This window comes from Pseudomonas phenolilytica (genome assembly GCF_021432765.1).
GTDB lineage: Bacteria > Pseudomonadota > Gammaproteobacteria > Pseudomonadales > Pseudomonadaceae > Stutzerimonas > Stutzerimonas phenolilytica.
The window spans coordinates 2,400,008-2,412,284 of sequence record NZ_CP058908.1 but is presented as its reverse complement, the minus strand read 5'-3'; the positions used below and the strand labels follow the sequence as shown (position 1 = coordinate 2,412,284).

At 65.0% G+C, this 12,277-nt stretch carries 12 protein-coding genes; 6 read left to right on the top strand and 6 right to left on the bottom strand.

What is annotated here, in order from left to right; all coding sequences use genetic code 11:
• Nucleotides 1-48: 48 nt before the first annotated feature.
• Complete coding sequence (gene cysK, locus HU825_RS11655; protein WP_008566970.1) at nt 49-1,023, bottom strand: cysteine synthase A; 975 nt, start codon at nt 1,021-1,023, stop codon at nt 49-51.
• A 125-nt stretch (nt 1,024-1,148) separates the two neighbouring features.
• On the opposite strand from cysK, the gene HU825_RS11650 reads away from it, so the two are divergent.
• From HU825_RS11650 to HU825_RS11635, 4 genes are all read left to right on the top strand, one after another.
• The gene (locus HU825_RS11650) at nt 1,149-2,219 is read left to right on the top strand and encodes a DUF748 domain-containing protein (RefSeq protein WP_234302073.1); all 1,071 of its coding nucleotides are present in this window, start codon (nt 1,149-1,151) and stop codon (nt 2,217-2,219) included.
• Between the two features lie 141 nt (nt 2,220-2,360).
• The gene (locus HU825_RS11645) at nt 2,361-3,209 is read left to right on the top strand and encodes an AAA family ATPase (RefSeq protein ID WP_043299557.1); all 849 of its coding nucleotides are present in this window, start codon (nt 2,361-2,363) and stop codon (nt 3,207-3,209) included.
• 52 nt (nt 3,210-3,261) lie between these two features.
• A complete protein-coding gene (locus HU825_RS11640; protein WP_043299556.1) occupies nt 3,262-3,660 on the top strand; it encodes a GFA family protein in 399 nt (132 codons plus the stop codon).
• A gap of 46 nt (nt 3,661-3,706) precedes the next feature.
• Nucleotides 3,707-4,885, top strand: a complete 1,179-nt coding sequence (locus tag HU825_RS11635) for a vWA domain-containing protein (RefSeq protein WP_234302072.1) — start codon at nt 3,707-3,709, stop codon at nt 4,883-4,885.
• Between the two features lie 40 nt (nt 4,886-4,925).
• Here HU825_RS11635 and HU825_RS11630 read toward each other — a convergent pair whose 3' ends face one another.
• From HU825_RS11630 to HU825_RS11620, 3 genes are read right to left on the bottom strand one after another with little or no spacing between them, the layout of a single operon-like run.
• Nucleotides 4,926-5,441, bottom strand: a complete 516-nt coding sequence (locus tag HU825_RS11630) for a DUF2937 family protein (protein WP_213663015.1) — start codon at nt 5,439-5,441, stop codon at nt 4,926-4,928.
• Entirely contained in the window at nt 5,435-6,217 is a 783-nt protein-coding gene (locus HU825_RS11625) for a class II glutamine amidotransferase (protein ID WP_054095186.1), read from the bottom strand. Before HU825_RS11625 ends, HU825_RS11630 begins: the two co-directional genes overlap by 7 nt.
• A 30-nt stretch (nt 6,218-6,247) precedes the next feature.
• Complete coding sequence (locus HU825_RS11620; protein ID WP_054095185.1) at nt 6,248-6,715, bottom strand: hypothetical protein; 468 nt, start codon at nt 6,713-6,715, stop codon at nt 6,248-6,250.
• A 197-nt stretch (nt 6,716-6,912) separates the two neighbouring features.
• Between HU825_RS11620 and HU825_RS11615 the strand changes: the two genes are divergently transcribed.
• Nucleotides 6,913-7,353: a universal stress protein gene (locus HU825_RS11615; protein ID WP_008566959.1), complete on the top strand. Its 441-nt coding sequence runs from the start codon at nt 6,913-6,915 to the stop codon at nt 7,351-7,353.
• 30 nt (nt 7,354-7,383) lie between these two features.
• Here HU825_RS11615 and HU825_RS11610 read toward each other — a convergent pair whose 3' ends face one another.
• Together HU825_RS11610 and HU825_RS11605 are read right to left on the bottom strand one after the other, a co-directional pair.
• Nucleotides 7,384-8,076 (bottom strand): DUF6901 family protein, encoded by a 693-nt coding sequence (locus HU825_RS11610; protein WP_234302071.1) that lies wholly within the window; start codon nt 8,074-8,076, stop codon nt 7,384-7,386.
• Between the two features lie 133 nt (nt 8,077-8,209).
• Complete coding sequence (locus HU825_RS11605; RefSeq protein WP_234302070.1) at nt 8,210-10,123, bottom strand: ATP-binding cassette domain-containing protein; 1,914 nt, start codon at nt 10,121-10,123, stop codon at nt 8,210-8,212.
• Nucleotides 10,124-10,335: 212 nt separating this feature from the next.
• On the opposite strand from HU825_RS11605, the gene HU825_RS11600 reads away from it, so the two are divergent.
• On the top strand, nt 10,336-12,258 hold the full coding sequence (locus HU825_RS11600) for a transglycosylase SLT domain-containing protein (protein ID WP_234302069.1): 1,923 nt from the start codon (nt 10,336-10,338) through the stop codon (nt 12,256-12,258).
• Nucleotides 12,259-12,277 lie beyond the last annotated feature (19 nt).

Sequence of the window (12,277 nt, the reverse complement as noted above, 5' to 3'; positions counted from 1 at the left end):
AGCCAGTGGACGCAGACACATGCGTCCCAAGCCCGCCGTGGGGAGGGGTTACTGCACCAGCTCCTGCTCGCTGAACAGGTCGGCGAACAGCATGGTCGACAGGTAGCGCTCGCCCGAGTCCGGCAGGATCACCACGATGTTCTTGCCCTGCATTTCCGGGCGCTCGGCCAGGCGCACGGCAGCCGCCATCGCCGCGCCGCAGGAAATGCCACAGAGAATGCCTTCCTCGCGCATCAAACGCAGGGCCATGTTCTTGGCCTCCTCGTCATCCACCAGCTCGACGCGGTCGATCAGCGACAGGTCGAGGTTCTTCGGCACGAAACCGGCGCCGATGCCCTGGATCTTGTGCGGACTCGGCTTGATCTCCTCACCCGCCAGGGCCTGGGTAATCACCGGCGAGCTGGTCGGCTCGACCGCCACGCTGACGATCTGCTTGCCCTTGGTGTTCTTGATGTAGCGTGAAACGCCGGTGATGGTGCCGCCGGTGCCCACGCCGGCGACCAGCACATCGACGCCGCCGTCGGTGTCGTTCCAGATTTCCGGACCGGTGGTGCGCTCATGAATGCCCGGGTTCGACGGGTTCTCGAACTGTTGCGGCAGGAAGTAGCGTTCGGGATCGGACGCGGCAATCTCGGTCGCCTTGTCGATCGCGCCCTTCATACCGAGCGCCGGCTCGGTCAGCACCAGCTCGGCGCCGAGCGCCTTGAGCACCTTGCGCCGCTCCAGGCTCATGGATGCCGGCATGGTCAGCATCAGCTTGTAGCCGCGCGCGGCGGCGACGAAGGCCAGGCCGATGCCGGTGTTGCCGGAGGTCGGCTCGACGATGGTCATGCCCGGCTTGAGACGGCCAGTCTCCTCGGCGTCCCAGATCATTCCGGCGCCGATGCGGCACTTGACCGAATAGCCGGGGTTGCGGCCTTCGATCTTGGCCAGGATGCTCACGCCCTTGGGACCCAGGCGGTTGATCATTACCAGCGGCGTGTTGCCGATGGAGCGTGCGTTGTCGGCGTAGATGCGGCTCATCAGTCTGTCCCTGCGCGAAAGAAAACCAAGGCCAGAAAGCCTATGCGCACTCCTGCGCGTCGTCCAGCCGAACTCGCCGCGCGGGCCGGCGGTCCATCTTGAACAGACCGCGCTACCGGATCGCCATGAAACGACGCTATTTGCCACTGTGGCTGCTGCTCGTCCTCGCCACGCTGCTGGTGCTGCTGCACCTGGCGCTGCCGCCGCTGGTGCGCCACTACCTCAACCAGAACCTGGCCGACATGGGCGAGTACCGCGGCCAGGTGGAAGATGTCGACCTGGCCTGGTGGCGCGGTGCCTACCGCATCGAGGGGCTCCTGATCGAGAAGAAGGACAAGCAGGTGCAGGCGCCGCTGTTCACCGCGCCCGGCATCGATATCGCCATCAGCTGGCGCGCGCTGTGGCACGAGCATGCGGTGGTCGGCGAGGTGGAATTCGAGCGGCCGACACTGAACTTCGTCGACGGTGGCGACAAAGGCGAGTCGCAAACCGGCGAAGGCGTCGACTGGCGCGACCAGCTGGACGCCCTGCTGCCGATCACGTTGAACGAAATCCGCGTGATCGAGGGCCAGCTGTCGTTTCGCAACTTCACCGCCGAACCGCCGGTACACGTCTATGCCAGCGGCATCAACGCCACGCTCTACAACCTGACCAATACCACCGACGCGCAAGGCCGTCGGGTGGCGACGTTCGAAGGTACCGGCAGGCTGTTCAACCGCTCGCCCATAGAAGCCACGGCACGTTTCGACCCGTTCACCGAGTGGGAGGATTTCGAGCTGAACCTGCGCGCCACCGATATCGCGCTCAAACAGCTGAACGACTTCAGCCGCGCTTACGGCAAGTTCGATTTCGCCGGCGGCAGCGGCGACCTGGTCGTCGAGGTGCAAGCCACCGACGGCCGGCTGAACGGCTACATCAAGCCGCTGTTCCGCAATGTCGATGTGTTCGATCTCGAACAGGACGTGGAAAACGAAGACAAGAGCCTGCTGCGCGGACTCTGGGAAGCGGTGGTCGGCGGCGGCCAGGAAGCGTTGCAGAACCAGCGCGAGGACCAGTTCGCCACGCGTATCGAGCTGTCCGGCAGCACGCGCGATGCGGACGTCAGCCCGTTCCAGGCGATCATTGCCATACTGCGCAACGCCTTCGTCGAAGCGTTCACCGCCCGCTTCGAGCGTTCCTCAAACGACGATCGCTGAATCTGGCCGAAATCCGCAGCAACGATCATTCAGTGACTGAATAATCCCCTCGCGTTCACAGGCGACGGCCCATCACTTATAGTCGGGCTCTTTCATTCCACACCAAGCGCCTGCGTGCCAGGCCGGCCCAAGGAATCCGCGATGAAATTCGAAGGTACCCAGTCGTACGTCGCCACCGACGACCTCAAGCTCGCCGTCAACGCCGCCATCACCCTGCAGCGTCCGCTGCTGGTCAAGGGCGAGCCCGGCACCGGCAAGACCATGCTCGCCGAGCAGCTGGCCGAATCCTTCGGTGCCAAGCTCATCACCTGGCACATCAAATCCACCACCAAGGCGCACCAGGGCCTCTACGAATACGATGCGGTGAGCCGCCTGCGCGACTCGCAGCTGGGCGTGGACAAGGTCCACGACGTGAAGAACTACATCAAGAAGGGCAAGCTGTGGGAGGCCTTCGAGAGCGAGGAGCGGGTCATCCTGCTGATCGACGAGATCGACAAGGCCGACATCGAGTTCCCCAATGACCTGTTGCAGGAACTCGACAAGATGGAGTTCTACGTTTACGAGACCAACGAAACCATCAAGGCCACCCAGCGGCCGATCATCATCATTACCTCGAACAACGAGAAGGAGCTGCCCGACGCCTTCCTGCGCCGCTGCTTCTTCCACTACATCGCCTTCCCCGATCGCGAGACGCTGCAGCGGATCGTCGACGTGCACTACCCGAACATCAAGCAGTCGCTGGTCAGCGAGGCGCTGGACGTGTTCTTCGATGTGCGCAAGGTGCCGGGGCTGAAGAAGAAACCCTCGACCTCCGAGCTGGTCGACTGGCTGAAGCTGCTGATGGCCGACAACATCGGCGAAGCCGTGCTGCGCGAGCGCGATCCGACGCGAGCCATTCCGCCGCTGGCCGGCGCGTTGGTCAAGAACGAGCAGGACGTGATGCTGCTCGAGCGTCTAGCCTTCATGAGCCGACGCGCCAACAGCCGCTGATCGACGCCGGTTTCCGGTGGAGCCGGCCGCGCACTCACTGGAGGAAGAAACCATGCAAACGCATACCGGTAGTTGCCTGTGTGGCGTCGTGCGCTATCGCATCGACGCCCCCATCGACGCGCTGACCCACTGCCACTGCAAGATGTGCCGCAAGGCCCACGGCGCCGCCTTCGCCACCTACGCGAGCGTGCCGCTGGAGGCCTTCCACTTCATGTCCGGCAAGGATCAGCTCGGCGTCTACCACTCCTCCGAGCATGTCACGCGTACGTTCTGCATCCGCTGCGGCGCCAACCTGCTGTTCGTCGACAACCGCGAGCACGAGGTCGGCGTCGCTGCCGGCACGCTCGATTCGCCGCTGCCGGTACCTGCGCAATCGCACATCTTCGTCGGTTCCAAGGCCGACTGGTACGAGATTCGCGACGGCCTGCCCCAGCACGACCGTGATCTTTAACCCCATCGCCATCGCGCACCGCCAAGTGCGCGCCTGAGGTTCTGCCATGTTGCTTGGCCTGTTCAACGAAATGCGTGCCGCCAAGGTTCCCGTCTCGGTGCGTGAACTGCTCGACCTGATCGACGCCCTCAAACACCGCGTGGTGTTCGCCGACATGGACGAGTTCTACTTCCTCGCGCGCACCGTGATGGTCAAGGACGAGCGCCACTTCGACAAGTTCGACCGGGCCTTCGGCGCCTACTTCAACGGCCTGCAGAACCTCGACCAGCATCTGGAAGCGCTGATTCCCGAGGAATGGCTGCGCAAGGAATTCGAGCGCAGCCTGACCGACGAGGAACGCGCGCAGATCCAGTCTCTCGGCGGGCTGGACAAGCTGATCGAGGAATTCAAGAAGCGTCTCGAAGAGCAGAAGGAAAAGCACTCCGGCGGCAACAAGTGGATCGGCACCGGCGGCACCAGCCCGTTCGGCTCGGGCGGCTACAACCCGGAAGGCATCCGTATCGGCGATGCCGGCAAGCGTCAGGGCCGCGCGGTCAAGGTCTGGGACCAGCGCGAGTACAAGAACCTCGACGACCAGGTCGAGCTGGGCACACGCAACATCAAGATCGCCCTGCGCCGCCTGCGCAAGTTCGCCCGCCAGGGCGCGGCGGAAGAACTGGACATCGACGGCACCATCGACCACACCGCGCGCGACGCCGGCCTGCTCAACATCCAGATGCGTCCCGAACGACGCAACGCAGTCAAACTGCTGTTGCTGATGGATATCGGCGGCTCGATGGACGCGCACGTCAAGGTTTGCGAGGAGCTGTTCTCGGCCTGCCGCACCGAGTTCAAGAACCTGGAGTTCTTCTACTTCCACAACTTCATCTACGAGTCGGTGTGGAAGAACAACTTCCGCCGCACCTCCGAGCGCACCTCCACGCTCGACCTGCTGCACAAGTACGGCCCGGACTACAAGGTGGTGTTCGTCGGCGACGCGGCTATGGCGCCCTACGAGGTCACCCAGCCGGGCGGCAGCGTCGAGCATTGGAACGAGGAAGCCGGTTACGTGTGGATGCAGCGCTTCATGGAGAAATACCGAAAGCTCATCTGGATCAACCCTTACCCGAAGGACACCTGGGGCTATACCGCGTCCACCAGCATCATCCGCGAATTGGTGGAAGACCGTATGTATCCGCTGACCCTGAGCGGGCTGGAAGACGGCATGCGCTTTCTCGCCAAATGAATCAGGGCTGACGCCGGGCGGGTCGCGAAACGACGCCCGCTCAGCGATACAGCCGGTGGCGACGCCGACGCTGGCGCAGCGGAAAGCTCAGCGCCAACAATACGCTTTCCACCAGCCAGGCCAGCAGCAGCGCGCATCCGAGCCCCCAGGCAATCGCCTCCGGCGCCAGCAGCACCTGATAGCGGTAGCCGGCGAGCGTCTCCCGGCGCAGTTCCGCATCGGCACCGAGCAGCACGTGCCAGCTGCGCACGAACCAGGGCTGCTGCATGGCCTGCCATTCGCGATCCAGCAGGCGCACGCGCTGCACCAGCGCCTCCAGGCTGCGTGCATCGCTCTGGATCACCGCATCGTCGCTGGCACGGTAGTGCTCGACCAGTGCATTCAGATCGCCGTCGAAGAAGCGTTGCGCGGTATCGCGAAAGCCCTGCAGGCCGCGCTGCGCCTCCTGCCGATGCGCCTCGACGCGCTGCGCATAGGCGTCGATGAAGCCCGGCACCTGCACGCCGACCAGCAGGCCGAAGGCGAACACCAACAGGCGCAGATAGCTCCTCAGCATGCGGCGTCCCGCCCCTGCGCGACGCACTCGCCACGCCGCCACAGGCTCCACTGCCCAGGTTCGTGGATGGTCCAGCATTCGTTGTCGGTCAACGGCTCGGTGGCGAGCACGGTCACCACGTCGCGCGGCGTGGTCTCGGCCTGGAAGTCCACCGTCAGCTCGGCATCCTTGAGCTGCGCCGGGCCGAACGGCGCGCGCCGGGTGATCTGCGCCAGCTTGGTGCTGCAGAAGCTGAACAGCCATTCGCCGTTGCTCAGCAGGCAGTTGAACACGCCCTTGCTGCGGTAATGCCGGCAGGCCGCCAGCAGCGTCGGCAGCAACGCCTCGGCCTCGACGCGCTCGGGGAAGTCGGAGCGGATACGGTTGAGCAGATCGCAGAACGCCGCCTCGCTGTCCGTCTCGCCCACCGCCCGGTAGAAGCTGCCCGAGGGCTCGAAATCGCTCAGCTGGCCGTTATGCGCGAAGCACCAATATTGCCCCCACAGCTCGCGCATGAATGGATGGGTGTTGGCCAGCGTGACCCTGCCGACATTGGCATGGCGGATGTGGCCGATTACCACCTCGCTCTTGATCAGATAATGCTGGACCATCTTCGCCACTTCCGACTCGCAACTGGCCACCGGGTCCTGAAAGAGCCGTAGGCCGCGTCCTTCGTAGAACGCGATGCCCCAGCCATCCTTGTGCGGGCCGGTCCGGCCACCGCGCTGCATGAGTCCGGTAAAACTGAAGACGATATCGGTGGGGACATTGGCGCTCATGCCGAGCAATTCGCACATAGGTTGATTCCCCGTGAAAACGCGAAGGTATTACAGGCGCGGTTCGGTTCGCACCCGGCGACCCGGCTGCGGAAAATAGTCGTCATCCTCGTCGTCGGCCATGCGCTCGCGCAGGGTTCGCGGATCGTCATCGGGCGCGGCAGTCGGCCTGTCGGCGCGCTTGCGCCGCTCCAGCGGCCAGCGGATAGCCACCAGCAACAGGTACAGCGCGAACGCGATCAGGCCGTACAGCGCCAGATCGGCTACTGCGCGCCAGGCGTTGTTGCCGACCTTGAGCAACACGTCCATTGCGGTAATGGCCACGGCGGGGGCGAAGAGTTCCTTGGCGGGATCGACAATGGTCGGCGTCAGCAGCAGGATCGCCGCCAGCAACCGCAATGGCTCGCGCAGCCAGCGCCACATCCAGCGCGTCGCGCGGAACCAGACCAGCAGACAGCCCAGCGCGGCCACGCCGTAGACGGCCCAGGCCAGGGAATAATCGGTGTATGGCATCGACATCGGAATTCTCTCGGTGAGCCTGCCGGACCGACCGGCTGGCGCGACGCAGCATGATAACAGCCCGGCGCGCCCTGAGCGGCGCAACGGGCACTGGCGAAGCCATCGGCAACGCCGTATAACCCTTCAATACATCGGTTCATTGCCAACCCCGTCGGCCCACCGCACTGCCCAGGCCGACCCGCTCAGGAGGAGTCATCATGCCCTACCAGCACATTCTGGTCGCCGTCGACCTGACCGACGAGTGCCACGCGGTAGTCGCGCGAGCCCAGGCCCTGGCCACCACTACCGGCGCCACGCTGACACTCGTCCATATCATCGAGCCGATGGCGATGGCCTTCGGCGGCGACGTGCCGATGGACCTGTCGATGCTGCAACAGCAGCAGTTCGACCAAGCCCGCGAACGGATGGACGGCTTCGCCGATATCTACCCCAGCCTCACGCCGGAGCAGCGCCACCTGGCCTACGGTCAGCCGCGTCAGGAAGTACATCGGCTGGCCAAGGAACAGCAGTGCGACCTGATCGTCGTCGGCAGCCACGGCCGCCACGGGCTGGCGCTGCTGCTCGGCTCGACGGCCAACGACATTCTGCATGGCGCGCCATGCGATGTGCTCGCGGTACGCCTGAAGAAAGTCGACTGATCGAGTCGGCCTGAGCGGGCCAAGTCCCGCTCAGAGCGCTTCGGCTCCCTCGCCGGCGCTCATCACCAGCGGGCGGATCTTCTGCAGCTGGGTTTCCAGTGAGTAGGTCAGGCTCGAAGCCATCGAGAAGAAGCTGAGGAATGCCTTGAGGTTGCTGTCGCCCTCGCAGGTATCGACGATCCGCTGCCAGAATGCCTGATTGACCAGCTGCAGCTGCTGGAACGAACGCACCAGCCCGCGCAGTTCCCAGTCGGCATGCCGCCCTTCACGCAGGTTGAAATACTGACGGGCCAGGTACAGCGACACCGCCCGCAGCACGAACTCGCGATTGCTGGCGAATGGCAGGTGCTGTTGGGCCATCGGCTTGAGCCGGCCGAGCACCGGACAGGCGCTGGTGGCCATGATCACCCCGAGCAGCGCCCGCAGGCCCTCTTCGAGACCGACCAGCTTGGTGTATTCGCGCTCCGGTGTGCGTACCCAGACCAGCGCCTTCTGGATCGCCGGCAGGCCCTGAAAGTCCTCGATGACCCGGTGCAGGTCGACCGCAGCCGGGCAATGGCTGAATTCGTTCTGACTCAGCGGACAATTGCTGCAACGCTGATGCTCCAGCCGTGTCCACTTCGGTGCCTGCGCGGCAGCTTCCTTGTCGTAGGCGCGATCCAGTTCGATCCGGTAACTGAAATCGTGCTCATCATCCAGGGTGATGCGGTATTCAATAGCCATCAATACTCCATCGTCATGACTGCCAACCGCAGCGAAGTTAACCAGCAGGCCTCCGTAAGGTATTGATCCACCTCAGGAAGCCCGCTGCGCGCCGCGAACATCTTCAAGCACGACCGGCGCCCCTGAGGCGGTCTCAGTCCTCCAGCTCGGCCCAACGCTCCAGCAGCTGATCGAGCTCCTGCTGCAGTGCCTCCAGGCGCGCCAGTGCCGCGCCCGTTACCTCGGCTGGCTGCTGGTAGAACGCCGGATCGGACACCTGCGCCTGCAACGCCGCGATAGCCTGCTCCGCTGCGTCGATCTGCCCCGGCAACGCCTCGAGCTCGCGCTGCAGCTTGTAGCTGAGCTTCTTCTTCGCCGGTGCCGATTCGGCAGCCGCCGGTGCCACAGGCGCAGGCTCCGTCCGCGGCTGGGCGCTGGCCTTGCTTTCGGCGGCTTCACCCACCCCAAGCAGGCGCGGCGAACCACCCTGACGCAGCCAGTCCTGATATCCACCGACGTACTCGCGCACCTCGCCGTTGCCTTGGAACACCAGCGTGCTGGTCACCACGTTGTCGAGGAACGCCCGGTCGTGGCTGACCATCAGCACCGTGCCCGGGAAGCCCAGCAGCACCTCTTCGAGCAGCTCGAGCGTCTCGACATCGAGGTCGTTGGTCGGCTCGTCCAGCACCAGCAGGTTGGCCGGCTTGCTGAACAGCTTGGCGAGCAAGAGGCGTGCCCGCTCGCCCCCCGACAGCGCCTTGACCGGCGTGCGCGCACGTTGCGGGCTGAACAGGAAGTCGCCGAGGTAGCTCAGCACGTGCCGGTTCTGTCCGTCGATGGTGATGAATTCGCGCCCCTCGGCGAGGTTGTCGATCACCGTCTTTTCCAGCTCCAGCTGGTGACGCAATTGGTCGAAATACGCCACTTCGAGCTTGGTGCCGATCTCGATGCTGCCCGCGGTCGGCTGCAGCTCGCCGAGCAGCAGCTTGAGCAGTGTGGTCTTGCCGGTGCCGTTGGCGCCGAGCAGACCGATCCGGTCGCCACGCTGCACGACCATGGAGAAATCGCGAATCAGCGGCTCGCCACCCGGATGGGCGAAGCTCACCTGCTCGGCAGCGATCACCTGCTTGCCGGATTTGTCCGCGCTTTCCAGCTGGAAAGTCGCCTTACCTTGCCGCTCGCGGCGCTGACTGCGCTCGACGCGCAGCGCCTTCAGCTCGCGCACGCGGCCCTCGTTACGGGTACGGCGCGCCTTGATGCCCTGGCGAATCCAGACTTCTTCCTGGGCCAGCTTCTTGTCGAACAGCGCATTGGCGGTTTCCTCTGCCGCCAGCTGCTGCTCCTTATGCACCAGGAAACTGGCGTAGTCGCCGTTCCAGTCGATCAGATGGCCACGGTCGAGTTCGAGGATGCGCGTGGCCAGATTCTGCAGGAACGCCCGGTCGTGGGTGATGAACAGCACCGCCCCGTTGAAGCCGGTCAGCGCCTCTTCCAGCCAGGCGATGGCGCCGATGTCCAAGTGGTTGGTCGGCTCGTCGAGCAGCAGCAGGTCGGGCTCGGAAACCAGCGCCTGGGCCAGTAGCACGCGACGCCGCCAGCCACCGGAAAGCTCGGCCAAGGTACGGTCGGCCGGTAGCTGCAGGCGGCTCAGGGTGCTTTCGACCAGTTGCTGCAGGCGCCAGCCATCCTTGGCTTCCAGCGCCTGTTGCACGTGCATCAGCTTGTCGAGATCGGCCTGGTCCTGGATGTTCAGGCTGAGGTGGTGGTACTCGGCCAATAGTTCGCCGACGCCTTCCAAGCCCTCGGCAACGACATCGAACACCGTACGGTCATCGGCGCGCGGCAGCTCCTGCGGCAGCTCGCCGATCTTCAGCCCCGGCGCGCGCCAGATCTCGCCGTCGTCGGCACTGCGATCGCCCTTGACCAGGCGCAGCATGCTCGATTTGCCCGTGCCGTTGCGGCCGATGATGCAGACCCGCTCACCCCGCGCGATCTGCCAGGACACGCCGTCGAGCAGCGGCGTGGTGCCATAGGCCAGGGATACATCGGTGAACTTGAGCAGGGTCATGACTACCTCCGGAAAACAGGGCGCGCAGTCTAGCAGATGCGCGCCTGCCGGCCGCGGATACGCCCATCCCGAAGGCGTATCCGGAGCAGCTCGCGCAAGCTTCGGCCAGACGCCGCGCAATAGTTCCCGGCACTCGTCCAAAGCGCATTTAACTGGCCGTCCCGGCAGGCTAAGCTAGCGCCGTAATACACCCGCCTCTTCCCGGAAGTCTCATGCGCAGTCGACTCTCCAACCTGCTGCTCTGCCTGTGTTTTTCAACGCTGGCCGTGGATGTCTCGGCCGCCAGCCTGACTCAGCAGCGCCAACTCTACGATGAAGCCAAGCGCGCCCTGGCCAAGGGCGACAGCGCACCGTACCGGCGCCACGCCAGCGCACTGCGCGACTATCCGCTGGAACCGTACCTGGCCTACGACGAGCTGACCGCTCGGCTCAAGACCGCGAGCACCGCGGAGATCGAGAAGTTTCTCGCCGAACACGGCGACCTGCCGCAGATCAGCTGGATGAAACTGCGCTGGCTGCGTCTTCTGGCAGCGCGCGGCGACTGGCCCACGTTCCTCAAGTACTACGATCCGAAGCTGAACTTCACCGAGCTGGACTGCCTGTTCGGCCAGTATCAGCTCGGCCGCGGCCTGCCTGAAGGCGATGCCACCGCCGAGCGCCTCTGGCTGGTCGGCAAATCGCAGCCCGAAGCCTGCGACGTGCTGTTCACGCAATGGACCGCCAAGGGCGCGCTCACCGAGGAGCGCCGCTGGAAACGCACCAAGCTCGCGGTGGAGGCCGGCAACTACGGGCTGGCCAGCTTCCTCAGCAAGAACCTGTCGAGCCTGCGTGGCCACGGCGAGCTACTCGTCGAGGTCGCACAGAAGCCGCAGATGCTGAGCCAGACCGCGCGTTTTTCCGGCAGCCATCCGGCCATGGCCGACGTGGTCGCCATTGGCCTGCGCCGCCTCGCCCGCCAGGACCCGGAGAAGGCGCTGGCCTTGCTCGACGGCTATGCCCGGCGCCACGCCTTCTCCGCCGAAGAAAAGGTGGCGATCGCCCGGCAGATCGGCCTGACGCTGGCCAAGCGCTTCGACAGCCGCGCGCTGCAGGTGATGGCCGAGTACGACCCGGAGCTGCGCGACAACACCGTCAGCGAATGGCGGGCGCGCCTGCTGCTGCGCCTGGGCCGCTGGGAGGATGTCTACGCCCTGACCCAGCGTTTCCCCGACGATCTGGCCAAGAGCAACCGCTGGCGCTACTGGCGGGCGCGCAGCCTGGAGCTGGCCAAGCCGCAGAGCCCGCAGGCGATCTCGCTGTACCAGCCGGTCGCCGCCGAGCGCGACTTCTATGGCTTCCTCTCGGCCGATCGCATCCAGGCGCCGTACAAGCTCAACCACCAGCCGCTGGCCTTGCCGCCGAAGCTGGTGCAGAAGGTCCGCAACACTGCCGGCATTCGCCGCGCGCTGGAATTCCATGCGCGTGGGCAGATCGTCGATGGCCGGCGCGAGTGGTATCACGTCAGCCGGCTGTTCAGCCGCGACGAGCTGGTGGCCCAGGCGCGACTGGCCTACGAGATGGGCTGGTATTTCCCGGCGATCCGCAGCATCAGCCAGGCACAGTACTGGGACGACCTCGACATCCGCTTCCCGATGGCGCACCGCAGCACGCTGGTCAACGCGGCGAAGGCACGGGAAATCCACCCGAGCTGGGTGTTCGCCATCACCCGCCAGGAAAGCGCGTTCATGGCCGATGCGCGTTCGCACGTCGGCGCCAGCGGGCTGATGCAGCTGATGCCCGCCACGGCCAAGGAAACCGCGCGGCGCTTCGGCATTCCGCTGTCCTCGCCGCAGCAGGTGCTCAACCCGAACGTCAACATCCAGCTCGGCGCGGCGTATCTCAGCCAGATTTACGCGCAGTTCAACGGCAATCGCGTGCTGGCCTCGGCCGCCTACAACGCCGGCCCCGGCCGCGTACGGCAATGGCTGCGCGATGCCGGGCACCTGTCGTTCGATGTCTGGGTGGAGAACATCCCGTTCGACGAGACCCGCCAGTACGTGCAGAACGTGCTCACCTATTCGGTGATCTACGGGCAGAAGCTCAACGCGCCGCAGCCGCTGGTGGAGTGGCACGAGCGCTATTTCGAGAACCAGTGAGGCGCTGCCGGGGCGGCAG

What these genes read in the sequence shown, in the direction of transcription:
- cysK (WP_008566970.1), bottom strand. Translation starts at nt 1,023, where the DNA reads ATGAGCCGCATCTACGCCGACAACGCACGCTCCATCGGCAACACGCCG.
- HU825_RS11650 (WP_234302073.1), top strand. Translation starts at nt 1,149, where the DNA reads ATGAAACGACGCTATTTGCCACTGTGGCTGCTGCTCGTCCTCGCCACG.
- HU825_RS11645 (WP_043299557.1), top strand. Translation starts at nt 2,361, where the DNA reads ATGAAATTCGAAGGTACCCAGTCGTACGTCGCCACCGACGACCTCAAG.
- HU825_RS11640 (WP_043299556.1), top strand. Translation starts at nt 3,262, where the DNA reads ATGCAAACGCATACCGGTAGTTGCCTGTGTGGCGTCGTGCGCTATCGC.
- HU825_RS11635 (WP_234302072.1), top strand. Translation starts at nt 3,707, where the DNA reads ATGTTGCTTGGCCTGTTCAACGAAATGCGTGCCGCCAAGGTTCCCGTC.
- HU825_RS11630 (WP_213663015.1), bottom strand. Translation starts at nt 5,441, where the DNA reads ATGCTGAGGAGCTATCTGCGCCTGTTGGTGTTCGCCTTCGGCCTGCTG.
- HU825_RS11625 (WP_054095186.1), bottom strand. Translation starts at nt 6,217, where the DNA reads ATGTGCGAATTGCTCGGCATGAGCGCCAATGTCCCCACCGATATCGTC.
- HU825_RS11620 (WP_054095185.1), bottom strand. Translation starts at nt 6,715, where the DNA reads ATGTCGATGCCATACACCGATTATTCCCTGGCCTGGGCCGTCTACGGC.
- HU825_RS11615 (WP_008566959.1), top strand. Translation starts at nt 6,913, where the DNA reads ATGCCCTACCAGCACATTCTGGTCGCCGTCGACCTGACCGACGAGTGC.
- HU825_RS11610 (WP_234302071.1), bottom strand. Translation starts at nt 8,076, where the DNA reads ATGGCTATTGAATACCGCATCACCCTGGATGATGAGCACGATTTCAGT.
- HU825_RS11605 (WP_234302070.1), bottom strand. Translation starts at nt 10,123, where the DNA reads ATGACCCTGCTCAAGTTCACCGATGTATCCCTGGCCTATGGCACCACG.
- HU825_RS11600 (WP_234302069.1), top strand. Translation starts at nt 10,336, where the DNA reads ATGCGCAGTCGACTCTCCAACCTGCTGCTCTGCCTGTGTTTTTCAACG.